This window comes from Corynebacterium suedekumii (assembly GCF_030252185.1).
GTDB classification, from domain to species: Bacteria; Actinomycetota; Actinomycetes; order Mycobacteriales; family Mycobacteriaceae; genus Corynebacterium; species Corynebacterium suedekumii.
The window spans coordinates 1,568,744-1,592,783 of record NZ_CP126970.1 but is presented as its reverse complement, the minus strand read 5'-3'; the positions used below and the strand labels follow the sequence as shown (position 1 = coordinate 1,592,783).

At 67.1% G+C, this 24,040-nt stretch carries 22 protein-coding genes, 1 tRNA gene and 6 pseudogenes; 11 read left to right on the top strand and 18 right to left on the bottom strand.

Going from position 1 to position 24,040, the window contains the following annotated elements; all coding sequences use genetic code 11:
- Positions 1-17: 17 nt before the first annotated feature.
- Complete coding sequence (locus tag QP029_RS07995) at positions 18-635, top strand: cyclase family protein (RefSeq protein ID WP_284873819.1); 618 nt, start codon at positions 18-20, stop codon at positions 633-635.
- Here the strand turns inward: QP029_RS07995 and QP029_RS07990 are convergent.
- From QP029_RS07990 to rsmI, 5 genes are all read right to left on the bottom strand, one after another.
- Entirely contained in the window at positions 606-2,672 is a 2,067-nt protein-coding gene (locus QP029_RS07990) for a RecQ family ATP-dependent DNA helicase (RefSeq protein ID WP_284873818.1), read from the bottom strand. The two genes, QP029_RS07995 and QP029_RS07990, sit on opposite strands and share 30 nt — an antisense overlap.
- Before the next feature lie 29 nt (positions 2,673-2,701).
- Positions 2,702-3,916, bottom strand: coding sequence for an MFS transporter (locus QP029_RS07985; RefSeq protein WP_284873817.1), 1,215 nt, complete (start codon positions 3,914-3,916; stop codon positions 2,702-2,704).
- A gap of 18 nt (positions 3,917-3,934) precedes the next feature.
- Entirely contained in the window at positions 3,935-5,767 is a 1,833-nt protein-coding gene (gene metG / locus QP029_RS07980; RefSeq protein WP_284873816.1) for a methionine--tRNA ligase, read from the bottom strand.
- Between the two features lie 10 nt (positions 5,768-5,777).
- Positions 5,778-7,592, bottom strand: coding sequence for a BCCT family transporter (locus QP029_RS07975; protein ID WP_284873815.1), 1,815 nt, complete (start codon positions 7,590-7,592; stop codon positions 5,778-5,780).
- A gap of 187 nt (positions 7,593-7,779) precedes the next feature.
- Positions 7,780-8,634, bottom strand: coding sequence for a 16S rRNA (cytidine(1402)-2'-O)-methyltransferase (rsmI, locus tag QP029_RS07970; RefSeq protein ID WP_284873814.1), 855 nt, complete (start codon positions 8,632-8,634; stop codon positions 7,780-7,782).
- Between the two features lie 24 nt (positions 8,635-8,658).
- Between rsmI and pmt the strand changes: the two genes are divergently transcribed.
- Entirely contained in the window at positions 8,659-10,251 is a 1,593-nt protein-coding gene (gene pmt / locus QP029_RS07965; protein ID WP_284873813.1) for a protein O-mannosyltransferase, read from the top strand.
- 8 nt (positions 10,252-10,259) lie between these two features.
- Here pmt and QP029_RS07960 read toward each other — a convergent pair whose 3' ends face one another.
- From QP029_RS07960 to QP029_RS07955, 3 genes and pseudogenes are all read right to left on the bottom strand, one after another.
- The gene (locus QP029_RS07960) at positions 10,260-10,658 is read right to left on the bottom strand and encodes a hypothetical protein (RefSeq protein WP_284873812.1); all 399 of its coding nucleotides are present in this window, start codon (positions 10,656-10,658) and stop codon (positions 10,260-10,262) included.
- Between the two features lie 245 nt (positions 10,659-10,903).
- A pseudogene (locus QP029_RS14305) lies at positions 10,904-10,972 on the bottom strand (zf-HC2 domain-containing protein); the annotation flags it as partial.
- Positions 10,965-11,372, bottom strand: coding sequence for a DoxX family protein (locus QP029_RS07955; RefSeq protein WP_284873811.1), 408 nt, complete (start codon positions 11,370-11,372; stop codon positions 10,965-10,967). The gene QP029_RS07955 and the pseudogene QP029_RS14305, both read right to left, overlap by 8 nt.
- Between QP029_RS07955 and QP029_RS14300 the strand changes: the two are divergent.
- The 6 genes and pseudogenes from QP029_RS14300 to QP029_RS07935 all read left to right on the top strand — a co-directional run.
- Positions 11,278-11,472 (top strand): annotated as a pseudogene (locus QP029_RS14300) (hypothetical protein); the annotation flags it as partial. The gene QP029_RS07955 and the pseudogene QP029_RS14300 overlap by 95 nt on opposite strands.
- Before the next feature lie 179 nt (positions 11,473-11,651).
- On the top strand, positions 11,652-11,858 hold the full coding sequence (locus QP029_RS14215) for a methylated-DNA--[protein]-cysteine S-methyltransferase (RefSeq protein ID WP_349293704.1): 207 nt from the start codon (positions 11,652-11,654) through the stop codon (positions 11,856-11,858).
- A 24-nt stretch (positions 11,859-11,882) separates the two neighbouring features.
- Complete coding sequence (locus tag QP029_RS07945) at positions 11,883-12,512, top strand: DNA-3-methyladenine glycosylase I (RefSeq protein ID WP_284873810.1); 630 nt, start codon at positions 11,883-11,885, stop codon at positions 12,510-12,512.
- A gap of 48 nt (positions 12,513-12,560) precedes the next feature.
- Positions 12,561-12,827, top strand: a pseudogene (locus QP029_RS14295) (SRPBCC domain-containing protein); the annotation flags it as partial.
- A gap of 22 nt (positions 12,828-12,849) precedes the next feature.
- On the top strand, positions 12,850-13,014 hold the full coding sequence (locus tag QP029_RS07940) for a hypothetical protein (RefSeq protein WP_284873809.1): 165 nt from the start codon (positions 12,850-12,852) through the stop codon (positions 13,012-13,014).
- 308 nt (positions 13,015-13,322) lie between these two features.
- A complete protein-coding gene (locus QP029_RS07935; protein WP_284873808.1) occupies positions 13,323-13,934 on the top strand; it encodes a M23 family metallopeptidase in 612 nt (203 codons plus the stop codon).
- Positions 13,935-14,316: 382 nt separating this feature from the next.
- Here the strand turns inward: QP029_RS07935 and QP029_RS07930 are convergent, their stop codons facing one another.
- The 4 genes and pseudogenes from QP029_RS07930 to QP029_RS07915 form a co-directional block, all read right to left on the bottom strand.
- Positions 14,317-14,619, bottom strand: coding sequence for a helix-turn-helix domain-containing protein (locus QP029_RS07930; protein ID WP_284873807.1), 303 nt, complete (start codon positions 14,617-14,619; stop codon positions 14,317-14,319).
- Positions 14,620-14,624: 5 nt separating this feature from the next.
- A pseudogene (locus QP029_RS07925) lies at positions 14,625-14,974 on the bottom strand (type II toxin-antitoxin system RelE/ParE family toxin).
- Between the two features lie 275 nt (positions 14,975-15,249).
- A complete protein-coding gene (locus QP029_RS07920) occupies positions 15,250-15,414 on the bottom strand; it encodes a hypothetical protein (RefSeq protein ID WP_284873806.1) in 165 nt (54 codons plus the stop codon).
- 355 nt (positions 15,415-15,769) lie between these two features.
- Entirely contained in the window at positions 15,770-16,138 is a 369-nt protein-coding gene (locus tag QP029_RS07915; protein ID WP_284873805.1) for a nuclear transport factor 2 family protein, read from the bottom strand.
- Between the two features lie 608 nt (positions 16,139-16,746).
- Between QP029_RS07915 and QP029_RS07910 the strand changes: the two genes are divergently transcribed.
- Positions 16,747-17,532 (top strand): hypothetical protein, encoded by a 786-nt coding sequence (locus QP029_RS07910; RefSeq protein WP_284873804.1) that lies wholly within the window; start codon positions 16,747-16,749, stop codon positions 17,530-17,532.
- Positions 17,533-17,547: 15 nt separating this feature from the next.
- Here QP029_RS07910 and QP029_RS07905 read toward each other — a convergent pair.
- From QP029_RS07905 to QP029_RS07895, 3 genes and pseudogenes are all read right to left on the bottom strand, one after another.
- Positions 17,548-17,841, bottom strand: a pseudogene (locus tag QP029_RS07905) (integrase core domain-containing protein); the annotation flags it as partial.
- A gap of 4 nt (positions 17,842-17,845) precedes the next feature.
- Positions 17,846-19,240: an IS30 family transposase gene (locus QP029_RS07900; protein WP_284873803.1), complete on the bottom strand. Its 1,395-nt coding sequence runs from the start codon at positions 19,238-19,240 to the stop codon at positions 17,846-17,848.
- A 45-nt stretch (positions 19,241-19,285) separates the two neighbouring features.
- A pseudogene (locus QP029_RS07895) lies at positions 19,286-20,209 on the bottom strand (IS3 family transposase); the annotation flags it as partial.
- 72 nt (positions 20,210-20,281) lie between these two features.
- Here QP029_RS07895 and QP029_RS07890 point away from each other — a divergent pair.
- Positions 20,282-20,545: a hypothetical protein gene (locus QP029_RS07890; protein ID WP_284873802.1), complete on the top strand. Its 264-nt coding sequence runs from the start codon at positions 20,282-20,284 to the stop codon at positions 20,543-20,545.
- 133 nt (positions 20,546-20,678) lie between these two features.
- The gene (locus tag QP029_RS07885) at positions 20,679-21,665 is read left to right on the top strand and encodes an IS481 family transposase (protein ID WP_284873801.1); all 987 of its coding nucleotides are present in this window, start codon (positions 20,679-20,681) and stop codon (positions 21,663-21,665) included.
- A gap of 270 nt (positions 21,666-21,935) precedes the next feature.
- Here QP029_RS07885 and QP029_RS07880 read toward each other — a convergent pair.
- The 3 genes from QP029_RS07880 to QP029_RS07870 all read right to left on the bottom strand — a co-directional run bounded on the left by QP029_RS07880 (position 21,936) and on the right by QP029_RS07870 (position 24,032).
- A tRNA-Ala gene (locus tag QP029_RS07880) sits at positions 21,936-22,008 on the bottom strand.
- A 59-nt stretch (positions 22,009-22,067) separates the two neighbouring features.
- Entirely contained in the window at positions 22,068-23,243 is a 1,176-nt protein-coding gene (gene sepX / locus QP029_RS07875; RefSeq protein ID WP_284873800.1) for a divisome protein SepX/GlpR, read from the bottom strand.
- A 96-nt stretch (positions 23,244-23,339) separates the two neighbouring features.
- Positions 23,340-24,032: a GNAT family N-acetyltransferase gene (locus QP029_RS07870; RefSeq protein WP_284873799.1), complete on the bottom strand. Its 693-nt coding sequence runs from the start codon at positions 24,030-24,032 to the stop codon at positions 23,340-23,342.
- Positions 24,033-24,040: the final 8 nt, after the last annotated feature.

Here is a 24,040-nt window from a genome sequence, read left to right as displayed (position 1 = left end):
CCACTACCGTGGGTGGCGTGATCGATCCCACCGCCTGGCAGTTCCTCGACCTCACCTGCCCGCTGCACCCCGACCAGGACCGCTTCCCCGGCGACCCGGCCATGGAGGTCACCCCGGTGAGCACGGCGGACGACGACGGCTTCGAGGTCACCTCCTACCGGCTGGTGGGCCCCACCGGCACTCATGTCGACGCCCCCGCCCACGTCGTCCCCGGCGGCCGCACCCTCGATGCGATCCCTGTGACCGAGTCCCTCCTCCCCCTGGTGGTCCTGGATTCGGTGGACGTCGCCGCCTGGGAGGCCCGGCACGGCCGGGTCCCGGCGGGGTGTTTCGCCGTCCTGCGTGGCGGCGGCTGGACGGTGGCCGCCCTGGAGATCCTCCACGCCCGTGGGGTCACGGCCATCGGTCACGACACCCTCAACACCGACCCCGACGAATCTGTCGACGCCGGTGAGTTCCCCGCCCAACGGTGGTGGCTGGAACACGACCACTGGCAGATCGAGAACCTCTGCCGTCTCGGGGACCTGCCCGCGCGTGGGGCGTGGGTGATGTGCACCTGGCCGGTGCCGCTGGGCGCGGCGGCGTTCCCGGCGCGGGTGATCGCGCTAACCCCGCGAGGCCAGTGCGAAGGGTAGGACCGGCTGGCCGGTCCGCTCCGCCAACTGCTGCCCGGCGACGGTGACGGACCAGCCGGTGTCCACCACATCGGTGACCAGGAGGACCGGGCCGTCGACGGGCGTGAGGGCTTCCATCTCCCAGCGGTCAAGCAGGCCCATCACCCGGTAGGCGGAGTTCTGGGCGGTGACCTCGCCGGCCCCGGCGCGTACCGGCAGGGTCCCGGCGAAGGTCATCCGACCGACGCCGGCCATGGCTTCCGCCAGGGCGCTCACCTGCGCAGTGGCCGCCGGATCATGGGAGCCCAGGGCCACCACCGTGGTGGGGCGTTGCGCCCAGTCCCAGTCGGAGAGCACCGCCACGATCCTGGGCAGCCAGGTGTCCTGCTGCCACGGGTGGCTCGGCCGCCAGTCCCGGTTGTCCAGGAGCTCGCGGAGGGCGGGTCCCCGGGCGATGTCGTTGAGCCGCCCCAGTGCGCGGCCGGGTTCAACACCGTGAATCCTCCCCTTGACGCTGATCCCGGTCGGCCACTGCCTGCGCTGGGTCAGACGCACACCGGGAGCGGTGAGGCGGGAGTCGACCCGGGCGGCGACCGCCGCGTCGATGTCTGTGCCCCACCGCCTGCCCGTGCAGTTGTCGCAGCGCCCGCACGGCTCGGTGGCGGTGGCGTCGTCGAGCTGGCTCCGGAGGAACAGCAGGCGGCATCCGTCGGTGCGCTCGTAGTCCAGCATGGCCTCCTGTTCAGCCGTGCGGGCATGGGCGAGCCCGGCGTAGCGTTCCGCGTCATAGGACCAGGGCTGGCCGGTGGCCACCCATCCGCCCCGGACCCGCCGGACGGCGCCGTCGACGTCGAGGACCTTGAGCACCTGGTCGAGGCGGGAGCGGCTGAGGTCGACCTGGGTCTCCAGCTTCATCGTCGACTGCGGCTCATCCGTCAACGCGGCGAGGAGCTGGCGGACCGTCGACTCCTCCGGGAAGGAGACGGAGGCGAAGTAGCGCCAGATGTCCCGGTCCTCCGCACCCGGCAGAAGGATGACGTCTGCCCGGTCGGTGCCGCGGCCGGCGCGACCGATCTGCTGGTAGTAGGACACCGGGGAGCTCGGCGCGCCGACGTGGACGACGAAACCGAGGTCGGGTTTGTCGAAGCCCATGCCCAGCGCGGAGGTGGCCACCAGGGCCTTGAGTTCGTTGCCGATCAGTGCCTGCTCGAGCCGTTCCCGCTCCCCCGCCTCGGTCCGTCCGGTGTAGGCGGCCACGTTCCATCCGGCGGCCTCCATAGCCTCCGCGAGGTCCTCTGCCGCGGAGACGGTGAGGCAGTAGATGATGCCGGAGCCCTCCAGCTGGCTGAGATGGCCGGCCAGCCACGCGGGGCGCTGGGTGGTGTCCGTCAACCGGACCACCGACAGGTGCAGCGACTCCCGGTCCAGCCCGCCGCGGAGCAGGCCGGTGTCCTCCCCCAGCTGTGCCTGCACGTCGGCGACCACCCGGTCGTTGGCGGTGGCGGTGGTGGCCAGCACCGGCACCCCGGTGGGCAGTTCCGCGAGCAGGGTGCGGATGCGCCGGTAGTCCGGCCGGAAATCGTGGCCCCAGTCGGAGATGCAGTGTGCCTCATCGACGACGACCATCCCCACCGCCCGGGCGATGTGCGGGAGGACTTCATCGCGGAAGCCCGGGTTGTTCAGCCGTTCCGGGGAGATGAGCAGGACATCCACGTCACCGCCGATGACGCTGGCCTGGATCTCCTCCCACTCGGTCATGTTCGCGCTGTTGAGGGTGACCGCCCTGATCCCCGCCCCCTGTGCGGCGGCGACCTGGTTACGCATGAGTGCCAGCAACGGGGAGATGATCAACGACGGCCCCCGGCCGGCCTGGCGCAGGAGTTTGGCGGCGATGAAGTACACCGCGGACTTGCCCCAGCCGGTGCGCTGGACCACGAGCATGCGCTTCCGGTGATTGACCAGCGCATCGATCGCCGTCCACTGGTCATCGCGTAAGCGTGCCCCCTCCCCCGCTATTCCGGTGAGGAGGTCATTGGCCGTGTCCCGTGTCGCCTGCATGCCCACCACGCTAGACCACGGGCCCGACACTAGACCTGAACTGCGATTTCGTCGTCGATGTCACCGCCACGGGCGGCGAAGAAACCGATGGCCGCCATGAGGAGACAGCTGGCGCCGAGGGCGGCGAGGATGAGGCTCCAGTCGAGAGTGATCTGGTACGCGACGCCGACCAGGAAGGGGCCGGCCGCCGCGATGAGGTAGCCGTAGGGCTGGACGAAACCGGAGAGCCGGGCGGTGATCAACGGGGCGCGGGTGCGGGCCGGGATGAGGGCGATCGCGGTGGGGAAACAGTAACCGCCGATACCCAGCAGGGCCGCCCACAGGAGGGGCACGGCGGCGTCGGTGAACCAGATGCCGAGGTACCCGGTGGCCATGATCGCGGCGAAGATCAGTGGCAGCAGGTAGATACGGTCAAGCCGGTCGAGGACGAAGGGGATGGCGAAACCGCCGACGGCGTTGATGCCGCCGACCAGCGCGAGCGCTACGCTGGCGGTTTCCGCGGGGTGGCCGTAATCGAGGAGGATCTTGGGCAGCCAGCCCATCTGCACGTAGGCGTGCATCGACTGCAGGCCGAAGAAGAGCATGAGCGCGACCGCGGTACGGGAGCGCCACAGGGACTTCAACCCGGCCGGGGTCCCGGCACCGGGGGTCGGCGAGGACACGGACGGGAAGTCGAATCCCGCGCGGGCGGCGACCACGGCCCACACCGCGACCTGGGCGGCGGAGAATCCGGCCCAGAGGAACAGAGCCCATCGCCAGGCGCCGGGACCGGTGAACAGCAGGATGCTCAGGGGCCCGATGGCACCGGAGAGGCTGAGGATCGCACTGTAGACGGCCATGAGGGCGACGACGTGCCGCCCGCCGTGGGACTTGATCCACGCCGGCAGGAGCACGTTCGCCAGGGCGATGCCGGCGACGATGAGGGCCGTGAGCACGAGGAACAGCCACATCGCCCCGACCCAGGGTCGGGCGGCGAGGCCGACGAGCGCGATGACCATGCCCACGAGCAGGGTGCGGCTCAGCCCCAGGCGGGTGGCCACCGGCACGGCGACCAGACCGACGACGGCGAAGAACAGGCCCGGCATCGCGGTGATGACGCCCGCGATGGACCCGCCGGAGCCGAAGGCGGCGAGCGCGTCGCCGAGGACCGGGGCGAGGGAGGAGATACCCGCCCGCAGGTTGATCGCCGCGAGGAAGACGGCGATGAACGCGAGGGCGGCCGGGATGACCGCGCGGTTGTTCACCGTCAGATCAGGCCCATGTCAGGCCAGGACCGGGGCCCAGGACGGGCCGGTCTCCGCGAGTTCGGGGTCGAGCTTCTGGATGAGCGGCTTGGGCTTGGCCAGGGTGGTGCCGGGGACGACGTCGATACGCTTCCACGCCGCCTGCTGGGTGGTGTAGTCGCCGGTGATGACCGGGTAGCTCTGACCTTCCTCGGGCAGACCGACGCCGACGAGGTCGACCGGCATGTCGTCGGTGACCTCGTGGATCTCCGGGCGGGCGGCCCACACGCCGTCCCGGCCGAGGGTCTCGTGGACCTGCTGCGCGATGTGCGGCAGGTAGGGGGTGAGCATGACGTTGCAGTCGGAGACGACCTGGAGCGCGGTCCACAGGACGGTGGCCAGGCGCTCGCGCTGCGACTCGTCCTTGGCCAGCTTCCACGGCTCCTGCTCGGCGATGTAGGCGTTGGCCTCACCGACGACGTGCATGGCGGCGGTGATGCCGGCCTTGAACTTGGACTGCGCCAGTGCCTCGCCCACGTTGTCGAAGGTCTCGGCCGCGAGGTCGAGGATCTTCTGGTCGGCCTCGGTCAGTGACGCCGGTACGGGGACCTCACCGAAGTTCTTGTGCGCCATGGACACGGTGCGGTTGACCAGGTTGCCCCAGCCGTTGGCCAGTTCGTTGTTCACCCGGCGGACGAATTCGTCCCACGTGAAGTCGGTGTCGGTGTTCTCCGGGCCGGCGACGGCGATGAAGTAGCGCAGCGGGTCCGGGCCGAACTCGGCGAGGAAGTCCTTGACGTAGATGACCACACCCTTGGAGGAGGAGAACTTCGAGCCGGACATGGTGAGGAACTCGGAGGAGACGACCTCGGTGGGCAGGTTGATCTCGCCGTAGCGGTGGACCGATCCGCCCTTGGCACCCTTGCCGGCGTAGCCGAGGAGCTCGGCCGGCCAGATTTGGGAGTGGAAGGTGATGTTGTCCTTGCCCATGAAGTAGTAGCCGAGGGCGTCCGGGTTCTGCCACCACTGCTGCCACGCGTCCGGGTCACCGGAACGCCACGCCCACTCGATGGAGGAGGACAGGTAGCCGATGACGGCGTCGAACCACACGTAGAGCTTCTTGGCGTTGTTGTCCTGCCAGCCCTCCACGGGAATGGGGACACCCCAGTCGATGTCGCGGGTCATGGCGCGGGGGCGCAGGTCCTCGAGGAGGTTGAGGGAGAACTTGAGCACGTTGGGGCGCCAGTCCTCGCGGCCGCGCAGCCACTGCCCCAGCGCGTCGGCCAGGGAGGGCAGGTCGAGGAGGAAATGCTCGGTCTCGACGAAGTCCGGGGTCTCGCCGTTGATCCTGGACACCGGGTTGATGAGGTCGGCGGGGTCGAGCTGGTTGCCGCAGTTGTCACACTGGTCGCCGCGGGCGCCGTCGGCACCGCAGATCGGGCAGGTGCCCTCGATGTAGCGGTCCGGCAGGGTGCGCCCGGTCGACGGGGAGACCGCACCCATGGTGGTCTCCTTGATCATGTAGCCGTTCTCGTACAGACCGGTGAACAGCTCCTGCACCACCGCGTAGTGGTTACGGGTGGTGGTGCGGGTGAACAGGTCGTAGGACAGGCCGAGGCCGGCGAGGTCCTCGACGATCTGGCGGTTGTAGCGGTCGGCCAGCTCCTTGACCGTCACGCCCTCCTTGTCGGCCTGGACCAGCAGCGGGGTGCCGTGCTCGTCTGTACCCGAGATCATGAGGACCTCGTTGCCGATCATCCGCTGATAGCGGGCGAAGACATCGGAGGGGACGCCGAAACCGGCGACATGTCCGATGTGGCGGGGGCCGTTGGCGTACGGCCAGGCGACGGAGACAAGCACAGACTGGGTCATGGGTTACACCTTATTTGATGGGCCGCTTGCCGTTGCGCTTGGCCAGACGCTCCTGGCGACGCGCCTTGTTCTCCTTCGCCCGCTGGTGCTCGGCGTGGATCCGGCGTTCCCGGGCGAGCCGGGCCGCGAACTCCTGCTGGGATCGGTAGTCGAGGTAGAGGGTGTCCTCGCGCAGGTCCTTGGTCAGGGCGATCATGAGGCAGATGATGACGATGAGGAACGGGCTGGCGGCGATGATGGTGATGGACTGCAGGTTGCTCAGCGAATCCTCGTTGACGGTGAGCAGCACCATGCCGATGATGGCGGTGAGCAGACCCCACAGCGCGGACACCCACGGGGTGGCGTTGGTGCGGCCGTGCTGGGCGAGGGTGCCCATCACGGTGGAGGCGGAGTCCGCGGAGGTGATGAAGAAGGTGGCCAGCAGGATCATGGCGACGACACCCAGGATGGTGCCGCCGGGGAGCTGGTGGAGCAGGTTGAACAGCTGGGATTCGGCGGAGCCGTCACCCCAGATGGAGTTGCCGTCCTGCTCGAAGCGGATCGCGGTGCCGCCGAAGATGGAGAACCACACGACGGAGACCAGCGAGGGGACGACGAGGACGCCGATGGCGAACTCACGGATGGTGCGGCCGCGGGAGATGCGGGCGAGGAACATGCCGACGAATGGGGACCAGGAGATCCACCACGCCCAGTAGAAGATGGTCCAGGTGCTCAGCCACTCGCCGGCAGTGCCGTTGGCGGAGACGCCGGTGCGGCCGGCCATCTCGAAGAACTGGGCGAAGTAGGCGCCGATGGAGGTGGGCATGAGGTTGAGCATGGCCACGGTCGGGCCGAGGATGAACACGAAGATGGCCAGGATGGCGGCCATGATCATGTTGGCGTTGGACAGGTACTGGATGCCCTTGCCCACACCGGAGACGGCGGAGACGATGAACGCGAGGGTGAGCACGCAGATGATGCCCACGATGGTCCAGTCACCGGGCGAGTCGATGAGGCCGGAAGCCGAGAGACCGGCACGGATCTGCAGGGCACCCACGCCGAGGGAGGTGGCGGTACCGAAGACGGTGGCGATGATGGCCAGGGTGTCGATCAGCTTGCCCAGGAACCCCTTCGCACCCTTCTCCCCGATGAGGGGGACGAAGGCGGAGGAGATGAGCTGGGGGCGGCTACGGCGGAAGGTGGAGTAGGCGATGGCGAGGCCGACGATGGCGTAGATCGCCCACGGGTGCAGCGTCCAGTGGAACATCGCCGAGGCCATGGCGGTACCGACCTCGTTCTCGGCCCGCCCGGGGACACCGTCGCGGTAGAAGGTGAGCGGCTCGGTGGCACCGTAGAACATCAGGCCGATGCCCATGCCGGCGGCGAACATCATGGCGATCCAGGAGACGGTTCGGAACTCGGGCGCCTCGTTGTCGCCGCCCAGGCGGATGGAACCGAACTTGGACAGGCCGATGATGATCATGAAGGCGACGAAGATCGTGCCGAAGAGGACGAACGCCCAGCCGAAGTTGTCCACGACGAACGACAGCGAGCTCGACGCGAAGGAGGCGAAGCTGTCCGAGCCGAGCATCGCCCAAAGGACGACGCCGATGATCACGGCCGCGGCCGGGATGATGATCGCCCAGTCGAAGCGGGCCTTGCCATCGTCGGGTTCCCGGAAGTCCGGGTGGGCCGCGCCGCCGATCCGGTCGCCGATGTAGTCGGCGTTCGACATCATGGTCGCGAGCTGCTCGGTGGCGGTCGGCTCGGCAGGCGTCGCCGCCGAAGCCTCCGAAGCCGCCGACCCAACCCCCGGGTGCTCTGTGGAATTGTCAGGTGTGGTCATGAAACGCACCATTATCCAGATTCTCAGTCAATGCAAACCTGGCCGGGAGAATTCGGACATAAATGGCAGGCCCATTCCACGCCCGTCCCAGGTTGCGCCCACCACGGAAACACCACATCAGGCGAGGTCATGGCCCGTTTCTCCCGGGCGAAACTCACAATTGCATAACAATGCACATTAGTGTGACCTATCTCGCGGCGAGAACCGCCTCGTAGAGTTCCCGGTTGGACACTCCCCTGCCCGAGGCGACCTGCCGGCAGGCGTCCTTGAGCCGCACCCCCTCGGCGACGAGGGACTCGACGACGGGGACCAGCGACTCCACGTCGAACTCCCGCGGGGAGCCGCCTTCGATGACCACCGTGATCTCACCCTTGACTCCCTCGGCGGCCCACTCCGCGAGCTCGGGCAGGGTGCCGCGGCGGACCTCCTCATAGGTCTTGGTCAGTTCCCGGCACACCGCGGCGCGGCGGGTCGGCCCGAGCACCTCGGCGGCGACGGCGAGGGTGTCGGCCAGGCGGTGCGGGGACTCGAAGAAGCAGGCGGCGCGTTCCTCGGTCCGCAGCGATTCCAGCCATTCCCGGCGCGGGCCGGGCTTGCGGGGAGCGAAGCCGTCAAAGAGGAAACGTCCCACGGGCAGGCCGGACAGGGCCAGGGCGGTGGGGACGGCGGAGGGGCCGGGCAGGCAGGTGACGGGCACACCGGCGTCGTGGGCCGCGTCGACGAGCGAGTAGCCGGGGTCGGAGACCAGGGGCATACCGGCGTCGGTGACCACGAGGACGGTGCCGGAGCGGGCGGCGTCGAGCAGTCCGGCGGCCCGACCGGCCTCGTTGTGGTCGAAGTTGGAGATCACCTTCCCGCGGATCTCCACGTCGAGGGCGGTGGCGAGGGTGCGGACGCGGCGGGTGTCCTCGGCGGCGATGACGTCGGCGTCGGCAAGCGCCTGGCGCAGCCGCGGGGAGGCGTCGTGGATGTTGCCCAGCGGGGTGGCCGCGAGGACCACGCCCCGGGGAACAGGTCGGGGAAGGGATTCAGGCCGGGACATGCCTTGTACCCTAGACTCTTTCCCGTGAACCCCGCCACGACCTCCACCGCCGACACACCTGCCGTCGGCCCTGGGTTCGCCCGGCGGATCCACCCCGATCCCCCGCGGCCGTGGTCGTGGACGCGGGCGGACACCATCGCCACGCTTGTCATCGCGGCGCTGGCCCTGGTCACCCGGTATGCGGGCCTGACCAGCGCCGTGGCCTCCGGCACCCCGGTCTTCGACGAGAAGCACTACGTCCCGCAGGCGTGGGACATGGTCCGTTCCCAGGTCAACCCGCTCATCGGCGGCATCGAGTCCAACCCCGGGTACGGCCTGGTGGTGCACCCGCCGCTGGGCAAGCAGCTCATCGCCCTCGGCGAGTTCGTCTTCGGCTACTCCCCGCTGGGCTGGCGGGTGATGACGGCCCTGTTCGGCGCCGCCACCGTCGTCGCCGTCATGCTGCTGGCCCGCCGGCTGGCGGGGACGTGGCAGGTGGCGTTCTTCGCCGGCCTGCTGGCCACCGTCGACGGGGTGCTGCTGGTCAGCTCCCGTTTCGGCATGCTCGACATCTTCCAGGTGTTCTTCATCGTCGCCGCCGCCTGCGCCCTGGCCTTCGACCACGAGCAGATGCGCGGCCGCCTCCACCGGGCGTGGGGTGACGGCATGCTCGGCGACTCGCCGTTCGGCCCCCGCCTGGGGTTCCGCTGGTGGCGTTTCACCGCGGGCGTGTTCCTCGGACTCTCCCTCGGCGTGAAGTGGTCGGGGCTGTACTACATCGCCTTCTTCGGCCTCATGAGCGTGTTCTGTGACCTTGCGTTACGACGCCGCTACGGCGCCACCCGCCCCGTCACCGGCACCCTCGTGCGTGACGTCCTGCCCGCCCTCGCCTCGATCGTCGTGGTCCCCGTCCTGCTCTACCTGTGGGCCTGGCGCGCGTGGTTCTCCTCCGAGACCGCCGTCTACCGGCATGCCGCCACCGACGGCTCCATCGGGGACGACTCCTGGCTGGCCGCCCTGCCCGACTCCCTCGCCGGGTTCGTGTTCTACCACCAGTCCGTCCTCGAGTTCCACGCCTCCCTGACCACCTCCGGCGGGCACTCGCACCCCTGGGACTCCAAGCCGTGGGCGTGGCTCGTCGCCGCCCGCCCCATCCTCTACTTCTCCTCCACCGACATCGACTGCGCCGCCGGCACGTGCCGGCGGATGATCTTCCTCTTCGGCACGCCCGCGATCTGGTGGCTGACCGTCCCGGTCCTGCTGTGGGGGCTGTGGTGCCTGGTCATCCGCCGCGACCGCCGCTTCCTCATTCCCCTGGTCGCCTTCGCCGCGGGATTCCTCCCGTGGCTGGCCAGCTACGACCGGCAGATGTACTTCTTCTACGCCACCGCGCTCGTCCCCTTCACCATCGTGCTCATCTCGCTCACGCTCGGCCAGCTCCACGGCCGCGGACCCGAGGTCGGGCTCCGTACCGTCCGCACCCTCGCCGGCGGCCCGATCACGTGGGGCACGCTCGCCGTCATCGCCTACCTCGCGTTGGCGGTGGCGATGTTCCTCTACTGGTTGCCCATCCTCTACGGCATCGTCATCCCGGAGGGCTGGTACCACTCCCTCATGTGGCTGCCGAGCTGGACCTGAGGCTGGACCTACACGGGTGTGGCGCCCAGTTCCCGCCACCCGGCGCGCAGCATGACATACCCGTGGTGCGACAGCCACGCCCACGCCATGGCGGCGAGGGTGACCAGCAGCAGGAGCAGGCCGAGGTACTGGCCGGACTCGACGGTGCCGAGGACCATGTCGCGGACGGTGAAGCCGAACAGGAACATCCACAGGGCGCCGACAACGGGCAGCATGCCGGAGACGAGGCGGGGTTTCCACGCCACGGCGAACAGGCCGAAGGCGATGCCGAGGCGGTGGGCGGCGGCGTCGACAAGCAGACCCGCGGAGCGGGGTCGGCGTCGGGGGCGAGGATCTGCCCGTCGGCCTGCCCCCCGGAGGTGACGGCGGTGAGGCCGCCGGCGTCGCCGAGCAGCTGCAGGGACCACAGAACCCAGGCGATGCCGGAGATGATGAGCAGGACCCGCGCGAGCGCGAGACCGACGGCACGGGCGTTCGCGGTGCGACGCCACTCCGGTTCCACGCCGGCGATGATGACCTCGGACAGGTCCGGCGGGGTCATGCCGCCGTCGGCGGGCTCGGCGAAGGAGAGGGTGCGGCTCAGCGCCAGCGACTGCTCCCAGAACGCGGCGCACTGCCCGCACTCGGCGACGTGGGCGTCGACGACGTCATCGGGCAGCGGGACGGGTTCGCCGTCGAGGCGGGCGGAGAGGGCGGCCTGGACCCGGTCATGGTCAACCACGGGTGAGCACCCCGTCCAGGCTGGCGCGGCCGGCACCGAACACGACGATCATAAGCAACGCCACGATGAGCACCGCCGGCAGTTCCACCCCGCCGTCGGCGGCGAACAGGCCGTTGCCCAGGTGCACGAACCAGACCGCCGCGGCCATGAGCAGGGCCAGGGCACCGGCGACGAAGGTGGTGAGCAGCCCGACCACCAGCAGCGCCCCGCCGAGCAGTTCGCCGGCCATGACCAGGTAGGCGGACAGTTTCGGCTGCGGCACCCCCCACGCGCTGAACTGGCCGGTGGTCTCCGTCAGCCCGGTGATGAGCAGTTTGTCCCAGCCGTGCGCCACGAACACGATCCCGAGGACGAGACGCAGAAGCAGCAGCGCAGCATCCCTCACGGCCGGTTTATCCATGCCGATTAGACTACCTCCTACCCCACCCGAGGAGTACGTCATGCTCATCTCCACACCCATTGGACCGCTGACCCTCACCGCGAGTGACCGCGGGCTCACCGCCGTCGACTTCGGCGGGGAGGGCACGGGGTCCTCTCCCTGCTTATCGACGCCGCCGCGCAGCTCGCCGAATACTTCGCCGGCACCCGCCGTACCTTCGACCTCCCGCTCGACGTCCCCGACACCGGCTTCCGGGCCACCGCCCAGGCCGCCCTGGCCGACATCGCCTTCGGGCAGACGATGTCCTACACCGAGCTGGCGGCCGCCTGTGGCAACGACCTCGCCGTCCGCGCCGTCGGCTCCGCGTGCGCCACCAACCCGCTGCCCATCATCCGCCCCTGCCACCGGGTGCTGCGCGCCGACGGTTCCCTCGGCGGCTACCGCGGTGGCCCGGCGGCCAAGCAGTGGCTGCTCGACCACGAACAACGCGTCCTGGGGAACCGCTGACCGTTTCCGGCAGTCCAACAGGATATGGAGACCACCATCACCGACATCCCCGACATCACCGACACCGATTCCCTCATCCACTGCGAGGACGGCCGGGCCCGCCCCACCTGGGCATGCACCTCCGACCTGCTGCGGGACTACTACGATACCGAATGGGGCATGCCCGTCCGCGACGAGCAGGGTCTGTTCGAGCGCCTGAGCCTCGAGGGCTTCCAGGCCGGCCTGTCCTGGGAGCTCATCCTGCGCAAACGCCCCGCGTTCCGGGCCGCCTTCGCCGACTTCAACCCCGATGAGGTGGCGGTGTTCACCGACGCGGATGTCGAACGTCTGCTCACCGACTCCGGCATCATCCGCAACCGCCGCAAGATCGAGGCCGTGATCACCAACGCCCGGGCCACCATCGAGTTGCGCGAGAAGGGCGGCCTGGTCGAGCTCATCTGGTCGCACCAGCCCGCCGAGACCCCCGCCCCCGTCACGGCCGACGACGTCCCCTCCCGCTCCCCCGAATCCGCCGCCCTGGCCAGGGCACTGAAGAAGGAGGGCTTCACGTTCGTCGGCCCCACCACCATCTTCGCGCTCATGGAGGCCATCGGTGTCGTGGACACCCACCTCGTCGGCTCCTGGCGGCGCGGCTCCTCCGGGGTGTGGACATGAGGATCCTCCTGGCACCGGAGACCGTCAACCTCGGGGAGACCTCCCGCGGTGTCGAGGTCGCCCGTGCCCTGCTCACCGCACGAACCCACCCTCACCGTCCTCGGTTCCGCCCGCCTCCCCGTGCCACGGGAGCGGGCGTGGGAACTGCTCATCACCCCCGAACACATCGAACAGTGGTGGGGCCACCCGGCCGTCTTTCCCACCGGCACGCACGCGGGCGCCCACGGCACCTTCGAATGGGTCGGCCACGGCCTCATGCCCATCCACGTCACCCGCTTCGACCCCGACGAGCGACTCCACTTCTACTGGGGCGAACTCGGTGACCCGACCCCGGGAGATGACGCCTCACTCATCGAGTTCACCCTCGTCCCCCGACGGCGACAACACCGTCGTCCTGCTCGTGGAGAACATGGCCCCACCCCAGACCCGCGAGACCCTCGACGGCCAGGTCGGCGGCTGGACCATCGTCCTCAAGGCGCTGCAGGACTACGCCGCCAGATAGGTGGTGGCCGTGCCGCGAGGGACGGCCCCCTTCCCACGCCACCCGTGGCGGTCATGGGTCGTCACAGACCCAGGAGCAGTGCTGCACACGGGGCTCACTGCGTCGAGCTGTTACCCACGACGGGCTGGGACACTCTGGATCTGGGCACCGTCGTCTTGTGCCTCCCGGGTCCGGTGCAGCACGAACAAAGGACTCCGGTGCCACCACCGCCTGGCAGCAGGCCGACGGGTCGCCACCCGGTGGGCCACGTGAGACGATGACGGTCAACGTCATACCTGCGTTGTGCGCCCACGAAAGGTCGGCTGCCGATGACTCCAGTGGATCTCCGCTATCCGTTCAGTGGACCGTGGCTCGTCCAGAACTCGCCCGCGAACCGCGTGCCCAGCCACGGCACGGCCGCATTCGCGAGTTCGTATTCGATCGACTTCGTACCTGTCGACCACCGCGGGCGCACCGCGCCGATTCGGTTCGCCACGTGGGTGCGGCCTGAGCCCCCGACCCGATTCCCCGGGTTCGGTCGCGATGTGCTCGCCCCCGCCGATGGAGTCGTGGTCGCACTCGATGATCACCAGGTCGATCATGATGCCCACAGAGGTCTCCCCTCCGTCGCCTACGTCCTCAGCCAGGGCCGCCGAGCTGCTGCAGGGTGGAGCGCCCTGGCAGGCAACCACGTACTGATCCGAACCGACGCCGGCCCGTACGTTGCCCTGTGCCATTTGCGCCAGGGAAGTCTCGCCGTGGCCATGGGCAGTCGCGTGAAGGCCGGCGATCGGGTCGGCGCGTGCGGAAACAGCGGCAACAGCACGGAGCCACATCTGCACCTCCAGGCCATGGATCACCGCGACCCGACGACGGCGAACGCCGTCCCGATCACCTTCGACGGGCACCTCCCGAGGAACGGTGTGTTGACGAGTCCATAGCTGTGGAGGCTGGTCGCATCGACATCGACGAGCCGCCAGTAGTCGGTGTCTGCGCATGGGGCATGATTCGAAAAACCCCTGCCAGCGCACTGGCAGGGGTTACAGGGGTGGAGCTCAGGGGGCACGTGTCGAACTCTTGGCCTTCGGAAATCACCTGATGTTGATCCAGCCCGCCGTATTACTCAGACAAGACCAATACGCCAGGGACTAACCCAGGTCTCACGCGGGGCGTGAGCTGCCCGCCAGCCCCGTGAGGTCAGGAGCCAGTCGACGACGCGGCGGCCCCCTTGACTTCGGACATCCACGGCTCGATTTGGCGTGTGGCGTTCAGCGCAGGCACGCTGCTGGTCTTATGTCCCAGGAGCGGCATGTGCGCATGCTTTCAGGCGACTTGGATACGGCTGTCTCCCCTGACGTACTCGATTGACAGGTCGCCGCCGACCGCCTCGAGATAGCGCCTGATCGTGCCGATCTTGGCGTTGTCCAGGTCCCCGTGCTCGATCTTGGAGACCTGCCGCTGGCCCACGCCGATGCGCTCGGCAAGCTGTGCCTGGGTGAGCCCGGTGGCCTCACGGAGCTCACGCAGCCGAGAGGCCCGGACCTGGGCCAGCATCCGCTGCTTGTGCTCCTCCACCCGGCCACGGTTGACCGGGCGTCGCTGGTGCAGCTCATCGAGGGTGGTCATGTCGCTCACTTCTCCTTCAGTCGTTGCAGGTGGGCGTCGAACAGGTCATCGGCCACCGGGATGTTCTTCTTGGACCAGCGCTGCCAGTTGCCAGCCTTGTCGACGGCGACCAGGAAGATCCCTCGGGCTGGGGGTCGAAGGCAAACAGCAGCCGCAACTCCGTGCGTCCTGACGAGCCAGGCCTCAGCTCTTTCATGTTGCGATGACGCGACCGGTTGACCGTGTCGACGATCGGGCGACCCAGCTGTGGGCCGTACTCGCCCAGAAGCTCGATGGCCGCTGACACCTGCTCGTAGGAGTCCTCGTCCAAGCCCAGGAGCCAGTCCTGGACCAAGGTGACATCGACGCTCCACATCCCTGTATCTTAGACCATGCAAGTTCTATCGAGCAAGGTCACGTGACATCCCCTCATCGGCAGATGGGGACACTACAGACGCTCGCCGGTGCCGCTTGAACCGCATCCTCCGGGACTAACCCCGTGCTTGTGTGCGCTTCGATGAATCTTCACGCCGAGTAGCCAGCCAGCGCACACCGAATCGCCCCCGAACGGGACAGGTTGGGACGACGGTGCGGTCCCGCTCACATCTGAGCCAGAGTCGCCCGACGCACAGTGGGGCCGTGCGTCTACGTCTACTGAGGCTCGGTGAACGAGACTGGTTTGCCCGAGGCACGCGCGTAGTCGATCTCGCTTCGGGTCGACTCGCCGAGGTAGCCGCCCGAATTGACCACCAGCACGCGGTCAGCCAAATCGATCTTATGCCGGTGGAGCGCGTCAAGCATCGCCTCCTGCTCCATCGAGAGGCCTCCCTCCCCCGTGAGGATTGTTTCACCCGGAGCCAAAGGGGTGGAGGTCAGGGGCACGAGTCGAACTCCGGGCTTTCGGGAATCACTTGCTGAAGATGCAACCACTGGCTGCATTGAAAGAGAGTCCCCGGGGTCAGCAGGTGCCTTCTGTGTTCGGTCATGGTGAAGGGCGAGAAGGGGATGAGCTGCCGCGGTACAGGCATCCGTGGACTTCGTCCCGGCGGGCTGACAGACTCGGAGCGGGTTGCCACTGTGGCTTCCCGGCCTCTGGTGCGGTTGGGGTGGTGTTCGCGGCATGTCCCGCTGCTCGACAGCGTGGCTGGGTATGAGGTCGAGATACCCGGTTCTACGCCTGCGATGGGATGGGCGTCTGCTGGTAGAGGGCGAGTCGCCAGGTGCCGTCCTGACGGTTGTAGACGCTGGACATGCGCGCGATGAACGCGGGCTCATCCTCGTCGCGGTAGGCACGGCCGGTGTAGACAAGGACCGCGTGATCGTCGCTGAGGGCGACGAGCCTCTGATCGGCGATGTCGTAGCTCCGCCATGGGGGTACTTCGTTCAGGGATTCGATGACGGCCTGGCGGTCGAAGACCTGGCCGTGGGCGAGGACCATGACGCCGTCGCTGGCCATAATCTGCCCGTAGAAGTCTGCACCCGTGCTATTGCAGAGGGATGTCCATCCCTGATGTTCGAGGTCGAGCAGCTCTTCGAGCATGGCGCGTCACCTTTGTTTGTCAGGGTTTCAATCCCTTATACACCGACGCCCTCGCCTGAGTCCAGGGTCGCAACAAGGCCAGAACCGGAACTATCGCCCGTGGCAAGCACCCGCCAACCTCCGGCACAATGCGTACGTGCCGCTCGAAGCCCGACCTGCGCTCGTTGCCGGGGTAATAGGGAAAGCCCCTGCCAGCGAACTGGCAGGGGCCACAGGATGGTGGACGCGGGCGGACTCAAACCGAACACCTGGCAGCGGTTCGAGCGGCTCAGTTCCGCGTGGAATCAAGCGAAACTCGGTATGGGTCTCGAGTCAGACGGTGCCGCTGACGATGAGCCGGGCGTCGTGGCGAACCCTAGGAGACGAGCTAGAACACCCCTCACGGAGAGCCAAGTGGACGCTATCCGAACCGCCCGCACGAACGGCGAAAGCGTCGTCTCTATCTGCCAGCGGTTCGATGTGCATCGGATGACCGTCTGGACGCACACGAGAGACTTGCTCTGACTTCTCCTCGGACCGCACCCCCAGGGTGCCCCCGTGCACAAGCAGCGGCACATGAGCGCTGCTGAGTCCGGAGGCTTGTCGGCTTCATTTGCGACAATGGCACTATGAAGTTCAAGCGCCGCAACCTCGAAGCTCTCGCTGACCTCATCGTGGGCAACGCGGGCCGTGACGACGCTGAGAATGTGGACGAGGCCAAGTACTTCCCTTACAGGTCCAGCATGTACATCACCGAGTTCTTCCAAGAGCTGGAGACCGAATACCAGCATGACGGTTCAACTCGCCACCGCTGGGTGGCAGATGTATTGGAACAGATGCTGGCCGAACCGCACGACGGACCCAACCGCCCGCCAGAGATCTTCTGCCGCCTCATCGACCAACTGATGAGCCCGGCCGATCGGCTCAACGAAGGGTCCGACCGTCCTCGGGCGCTCGCGCAACTCAATGAGGTACTTGGCCGCGAAGGTTTCGAGGCGTTCTATGGCGAGGACAACCACTGCTACCTCCGTCATGTCGGCACCCAGACCGTGACCATCCTTGCCGCCAACCCCCACCGCCCCTTCAGCAAGGCTGAGCTGGAGCGGCGGCAGCTCCTGACGGCGTACCTCGACCAATGCAGCGAGGATGACCTCATTGAGGAGGTGCTCCTCCCGCTGTTCAGGCAACTTGGCTACCACCGCATCACCGCCGCCGGGCACAAGGACAAGGCCCTGGAGTACGGCAAGGACATTTGGATGCGCTACACCTTGCCGACACAGCACATTCTCTACTTCGGCATCCAGGCGAAGAAAGGCAAGCTTGACGCTTCGGGGGTTACCAAGACGGGAAACGCCAACATGGCGGAGATCTACAACCAGGCGCTCATGATGTTGGGCCCGACCCCCGGAAAGTAGACACGGGGGATGTGATCAGGAAGCAGATCTCAGCGTAACAGGACATTGCTCTTCAAACACTGCTGGAGCGAGATACCCGCACCAGGAATGCCGACGCGTGGTGTTGTAGCGGGTACACCAGCGGAAAACATCTCGCCGGCACTGCAACTGATTGGCAAACGTCTTCGCGTCCTGGAGGACCTCACGCTTCAACGCGGCGTTGAAGGACTCCGCCAGGGCATTATCAGCGCTGCTGCCGATCGCGCCCATCGACTGCCGGATCCCCAGCGTTCTGCACGTCTCCTGGAACGCATGGGAAGTGTAGACGGCGGATTCAATCGGTGGTCGCAACACCAGGTTCTTGGGCCGATGGTAGCTGCTCTGTGAATACCTCGGCTGGGGTTTTCCAGTTGAGCACTTTCCTCGGCCGGTTATTTAACGTGTACGCGACCGCGGCGAGATCGTCAGCACCCCATCTCGACAGGTCGGTGCCCTTGGGGAAGTACTGTCGCAGCAGCCCATTGGTGTTTTCGTTCGTGGGCCGCTGCCAAGGCGAGTGCGGATCAGCGAAAAACACCGTGGTGCCGGTCTCGAACGCGAATCTGGCATGCTCTGCCAACTCCTTGCCTCGATCCCAGGTCAACGTCTTACGCAGTTGCTGCGGTAGATCCGTGATTGCTCGGGTGAGCGCATCAGCCATCGCGGTCGCGCCGTGGCCGGCCAAGGCCGGCCCGTTTTTCACTCGCGGCTGCTGCCCGTAGCCTGCAAGTCGTGGCAGGTGCACCAGCAGCACAGAGCGGCTCTTGCGCTCGACGAGCGTTCCGATCGCGGACTGGTGTGTGCCGATGATCAGATCCCCCTCCCAATGTCCAGGCACCGCGCGGTCCGCCGCTTCGGCGGGACGCTCGGAGATGACGACATCGTCTGTGACATGGCCTTGTGGCTTGTTCCGTGAACGCCGTCGTGGTTTCCGCAGCGCTCGACCAGTGCGTAGACACGTGACGAGCTCGCGCTTGAGTGCGCCGCGCCCCTGGATGAACAGCGACTGGTAAATCGCTTCGTGGCTGATCCTCATGGCACCATCATCAGGGAAATCAACTTTCAGCCGGTGCGAGATTTGTTCCGGGCTCCAACCCGTGACCCATTGACGGTCCTCTCGGTGTGGCTTGTTTCGTCCCTTCCAGCGCGGTGCATCGGGCCCCTGAACTACCGTCCCGTCCGGCAGACTGACGCTGCCCTCAAGGCGTTGTTGCACATAGTCACGCAGCGCGGTGTTGGTCACCAGTTTCGCTTGTTTGGGCCGCTTGGCCGCAGACTCGGCCTTCCACTGCGCAACGGAAGCCCGGTACTCCACTTCCCCGGCACGGGTCGCGGCGTTTCGCCGCAGTTCCCGGGAGACTGTCCCGGGATCGCGTCCGAGTCGTCGGGCGATCTCACGGACGCCGACATTTTGAACGTGTAACAGCGCGATCTCTTCACGCTCAGCAAAGCAGAGATAACGGCCAGCAGCTGGAGCAAGATCTAGTGGAGGCATACCTCCAGCATGGCGAAACCACCGCGTACCCACCGGTGCTGACACACCAACAGCAACCGCGGCATCCTCGCTCGTAAGCCCATCAGCGATCTGTACCCAGAATGCCCGCTCGACCTCCCGTCGCGGGGGCGGGCGCCCCGGAGAGCGCATCGGTTGTCGCACCGCTCGATCCGCATCCGCCTGACGACGTAGCATCACACACCTCCATGTCATCGAGGTGTTGCGACGACCAGTTGAATCCGCCGACACTGCCATGGTCCGAGTGAAAAATTGCGTCGTCGAGACTTCCGCGCTGACCCTTGGCCATCACCAGGGCGTCCTGGACCAGGGAAGTACGCATGTGATCGGCGATCGCGAAGCCGGCCAGCCGGCGGGAGAAACAGTCGATGACGGTGGCGAGGTACATATTCGACCCGTCCGCGATCGGCAGGTACGTGATATCGCCGACGTAGACCTGGTTTGGTGCCGGGGCGGTGAATTTCCTCCCCACCAGGTCCGGAAACACCGGCTTCCTCCCATCCGAGACAGTCGTGGTGACCTTGCGCTTCTTCGAGTAGCCAACCAGCTGCAACGAGCGCATGATCCGGGCGACTTTCTTGTGATTGACCGGGCTGCCGGGCGAGTCGTCGTTGAGTTGCGCCGTGATGCGTTTGGAGCCGTAGCAGCCGCGTTCTGCGGCGAACACGGCCTTGACCCGTGCGCCGAGGATCGCGTCGCTGAGCAGGCGTTGTGTCCTGGCGGAGGAGGTGTTTCTCCATTTGTAGTACGAGGACCGGTTGAGTTTCAGAACCTCACATAACCGCTTGACCGAATGGCTGTTCTTGGCGTCGTCAACGAACTGGAAGCGGATCACCAGGTCGTCTCTTCCGCAAAATATTTCGCGGCCTTGCGCAGAATATCGCGTTCCTCCCGGAGTCTGCGTACTTCTCGTTCCAGCTGGCGGATGCGTTCCGCTTCGGTCACCACGGTCGGTGTGTCAGAGCTGGAGGAAGAATCCGAGCTGCTGGTGCGGGCTCCGGTGCCGTATTTGCGGACCCAGATCTGGAGGGTGTTGCGGTTGACGCCGAGTTCGGCGGCGAGGGCGTTGATCGATACGCCGGGGGAATTCTCGTAGAGGGCGACCGCGTCGCGGCGGAACTCCTCGGTGTAGGTCTTGATCGGCATGGTGGCAGGTTACCTTTCCTCCCCGGCAGAAAGCCGGGTTGTCGGGTGTCTACCAAACAGGGGTCAGGTCCGTTGGCACACGAGATCTTCGATCCCGAAACCAACCGTCGCGTCTTGGTCGATCACGCCTTCATCGTGGCAGGTGGCGAGATCACCAAGGCAGCCCGCAACTGGCTTGGCAACGCTCTCGACGCTAACAAGCGCAGTCAGATCATGTTTATGGATCGCGACGACATCTTGAACCTCTACGTCGTCGCAAACCTGCCGCTGCCCGAGGAGGCCCTGCCGCCAACACCACCGAATCCGTGGTCGACACACGACGAGGCACCGTTTTAGGACCTGACGCCGAAGACCTAGCTGTACTGACCGGAGACGTTGGTCGAATCTGTGTGATCCGGTGACATGACGAAGACCTCCCGTGTGGAATGGGAAGTGCTCTAATCCAACCCAGCCACACAAGAGGTCTTCGATGTCTCATGCTAACGCAGCCCTGACTCCCCGTCACCGCCTCAAGGTCGCCCGCCTCGTTGTCGACGACGGTCATCCCATCTCCGAGGTCGCCGCCCGGTTCCAGTGCTCCTGGCCCACCGTCAAACGCTGGGCCGAGCGCTACCGCGCCGGCCAGCCCATGACCGACCGCTCCTCCCGACCACACACCAGCCCGAACAAGACACCCCAGCACGTGGTCAAACGGGTGGTGTCACTGCGTCTGCGTAAACGTCTCGGGCCGCTGCAGCTGGCCGCTTTGTGCGGGATCGCCCCGTCGACCGCGCACCAGATCCTGAAACGGTGCCGGCTCCACCGCCTGGCGTACACCGACCGGGCCACCGGCGAGCCGGTACGCCGATACGAACACGACCACCCCGGTGCGCTCATCCATGTCGATGTCACCAAGTTCGGCAACATCCCTGACGGTGGTGGATGGGCCGACGTCGGCAAGCGCCAGGGCGATCGCCACCGGGCTGCGACCCCGGGCAAACCCCGCAACCGTTACCGCGAGCCGTTGATGGGGCACTGTTTCGTCCACACCGTCATCGATGATCACTCGAGGGTGGCGTACGCCGAGATCCACGATGACGAGAAAGCGGTCACCGCGGTCGGGGTACTGCAACGAGCTATCGGGTGGTTCGATCAGCGTGGGATCACCGTGGAGCGGGTGATCAGTGACAACGGGTCAGCCTACCGGTCGAAGCTATGGCAGCAGACCTGCGGGGAGGTGGGGATCACCCCGAAGTGGACCAGGCCGTACCGACCGCAGACCAATGGCAAGATTGAGCGGTTTCATCGCACCCTGACCGATGGGTGGGCCTATGCCCGGCATTACCTGTCGGAGCAGGAACGCAGAAACGCGTTGGGTCGGTGGCTGCATGACTACAATCACCACCGACCCCATTCCGCATGCGGAGGTCAGCCACCGATCACCCGGTTAACTAACCTCCCCGGTCATTACAGCTAGCCGACATCGACCGCCGCCTCGCCAGCGAGCACGACCACCACACCGGAGCACGCAAACAACTCAGCACGGCCCTCGGCCTGCTGGTCGACTGCGCAACGCTCTACGCGCGCACGAACGACCAAGGCAAACGTCTGGCGAACCAGGCACTCACCGACGGAATCGAGATCAGCGAAGACGAACGGGCGACGATCCGACTCGCTGAGCCCTTCGCCGCCCTCACACCAGAACCCGCACCTACAGATGTCAGGAGTTCTAGTACGTCTTCAATTGTGGAGCTAAGGGGAATCGAACCCCTGACCTTCGCATTGCGAACGCGACGCTCTACCAACTGAGCTATAGCCCCGTACGCTCCCTGGCGGGAGCAGATTCACACGTTACTCCTGCCGGGGCGGGGAGGAAAAATCAGCCGGCCCGACGGTCGTCGGAGATGCGGTCGAGGCGACGGAAGCCGCGGCGCGGGGCGGGCTCGTAGTCCTCCTCGAAGTGGGACTCGGTGACCGGGAGGTAATCGAAGTCGGGGGATTCGTCGTCAAGCTCGAGGACCACGGCGCCGGGGCGGCGGAGGTTGCGGGGGATGTTGAGTTCCTCGTCGGCGGCGTTGCGGACACCGAGGCTGGCGCGGCGCAGCTGGCGGATCCGGCGGTGACGCAGGGCCTCCTCCTGACGGACCTGGTTACGCAGGGCAACGAGGTAGATGGCGGTGGCCGCGAGGGCGATGCCCGCCAGTGCCCAGATCCAGCCGCCGAGGATGAACGCGAGGATCGCGGTGACCAGGACGGCGGCACCGAGGCCGATGAGGGTGCGCTGGCGACGCTGGTAGCGGGTGAGGGTGTACTCGGCGTCAGCGACGGGGTCGTAACCGCCACGGCCGCGGCGGCGCTCGGCGAACTCGATGTCCTCGTCGGAGAGTTCGTCGTCGAGCTCGCTGTCCAGCTGATCGGCATAGGCATCATCCTGAGCATCGGTTGCAGCGTCGTCGGCAGGCTCCTCCTCGAGCACCTCCACCACATCCGAGTCGCGGGTGTCGGGGTACATCAGGTCGGCCGGGGAGACGTAGGAGTCGTCGTAGGCGTAGACGGCGTCGCGCTCGTCATCCTCCTCGTCGTACCGGGCCTCCTCGGTCACCACCTCGGACTCATCGGCGTCGGTGTGCTCCGCAGTCTCCCCAGTCTCCGGGGCCTCGATCTCGTGGACGAGATCCCCGTCGACGACCTCGGCGACCTCCTCCTTCTCCTCGGCCGGTTCCTCCTTGCGGGTGAACATCCCCTTGAAGGCGCTGGCGGCGGTGGAGCCGCTGAAGGTGCGGGAGGGGCGGTCGTCGTCAAGCAGGACGTCCTCCTCGGCGGCGACGACCTCGTAGTCGTCCTCCTCCGTCTCGTGGGCGCGGCGCACGTCGGCCGGGGTCAGGCGCGGGCGACGACGCCCGGGCAGGACGTCGGTGCCGCCCTGGTAGAGGACGCGGGTGTCGTCGAATGCTTCGCCGGCGCGGCGGATCGGCTTCTGGCCGCGCAGGAGGAGCGGAGCGAGCACAAACAGCCACACCACGATGATCAGGACGATGATCAGGCTTCCGGACACGCTGTGTGCCACCTTCCATGGGGAGGGGAAATGAAACTTCGGCTTCAGGGTATCCGCGTGGACCGGGGTGACCGCCCTGCCACGCCGACCGACCGATCAGCGCAGTCGTCCGGCGCGGCGCAGGCGGGCGACACAGGTGTCGGGGTGGTCCTCGACCATCTGGGCCACGTAGTGGTGGTCGCGCCACCGGCCGTCGATGTGCAGGTTGCGGCGCAGGAATCCCTCGGTACGGAATCCGTTGTGGGCGAGCACCCGGCCGGAGGCGGGGTTGTCGGGCAGATAGGTGGCGGTGACGCGGTGGAGGCCGATGCGGCGGAAGGCGTGGTCGGTGCCGAGGGCGCAGGCGGCGGTGGCGACACCGCGGCCCATGTGGGCGGAATGGACCCAGTAGCCGATCCAGCAGTCGGAGACGCTGCCGTGCTGGATGGTGCCCAGGGTGACCTGCCCGGCGAAGGCGCCGTCGAGGTCGATGGCCAGTGGCACGACCTGGCCGCGGAGGGCGGCGGCACGCAGGCCGCCGATGACGTTCCACCAGGTGGCCGACGAGTGCGCCAGTTCCCAGGTCTCCGGGACGGTGGGTTCGACGGGTCGGAGATGAACCTCGTCGAGGAGGCGTTGTTCGCGCCAGGCCTTACCGTCGTGGGCGGTGAGCGGCCGCAGGCGGATCTCGCCGCCGTCGGGGAGCACGACGGTGGGGGTGGCTTCCGGCCAGCCGGGATGGACGGCGTCGCGGGGGCCGGTGGCGGCGGTGCGGAAACGTCGGCCGGCCAGCCCGAAGGGGTCGTACACTAGCGGGC

Excerpts from the sequence above, each read along its gene's own strand:
- QP029_RS07910 (WP_284873804.1), top strand. The coding sequence starts at position 16,747 with ATGAAGTTCAAGCGCCGCAACCTCGAAGCTCTCGCTGACCTCATCGTG.
- QP029_RS07975 (WP_284873815.1), bottom strand. The coding sequence starts at position 7,592 with ATGACCACACCTGACAATTCCACAGAGCACCCGGGGGTTGGGTCGGCG.
- QP029_RS07955 (WP_284873811.1), bottom strand. The coding sequence starts at position 11,372 with ATGGATAAACCGGCCGTGAGGGATGCTGCGCTGCTGCTTCTGCGTCTC.
- QP029_RS14215 (WP_349293704.1), top strand. The coding sequence starts at position 11,652 with ATGTCCTACACCGAGCTGGCGGCCGCCTGTGGCAACGACCTCGCCGTC.
- QP029_RS07885 (WP_284873801.1), top strand. The coding sequence starts at position 20,679 with ATGTCTCATGCTAACGCAGCCCTGACTCCCCGTCACCGCCTCAAGGTC.
- QP029_RS07920 (WP_284873806.1), bottom strand. The coding sequence starts at position 15,414 with ATGGAGCAGGAGGCGATGCTTGACGCGCTCCACCGGCATAAGATCGAT.
- metG (WP_284873816.1), bottom strand. The coding sequence starts at position 5,767 with ATGACCCAGTCTGTGCTTGTCTCCGTCGCCTGGCCGTACGCCAACGGC.
- QP029_RS07940 (WP_284873809.1), top strand. The coding sequence starts at position 12,850 with ATGACGCCTCACTCATCGAGTTCACCCTCGTCCCCCGACGGCGACAAC.
- QP029_RS07990 (WP_284873818.1), bottom strand. The coding sequence starts at position 2,672 with ATGCAGGCGACACGGGACACGGCCAATGACCTCCTCACCGGAATAGCG.
- QP029_RS07915 (WP_284873805.1), bottom strand. The coding sequence starts at position 16,138 with ATGCTCGAAGAGCTGCTCGACCTCGAACATCAGGGATGGACATCCCTC.
- QP029_RS07930 (WP_284873807.1), bottom strand. The coding sequence starts at position 14,619 with ATGACCACCCTCGATGAGCTGCACCAGCGACGCCCGGTCAACCGTGGC.
- QP029_RS07900 (WP_284873803.1), bottom strand. The coding sequence starts at position 19,240 with ATGCTACGTCGTCAGGCGGATGCGGATCGAGCGGTGCGACAACCGATG.
- QP029_RS07945 (WP_284873810.1), top strand. The coding sequence starts at position 11,883 with ATGGAGACCACCATCACCGACATCCCCGACATCACCGACACCGATTCC.
- rsmI (WP_284873814.1), bottom strand. The coding sequence starts at position 8,634 with ATGTCCCGGCCTGAATCCCTTCCCCGACCTGTTCCCCGGGGCGTGGTC.
- QP029_RS07935 (WP_284873808.1), top strand. The coding sequence starts at position 13,323 with ATGACTCCAGTGGATCTCCGCTATCCGTTCAGTGGACCGTGGCTCGTC.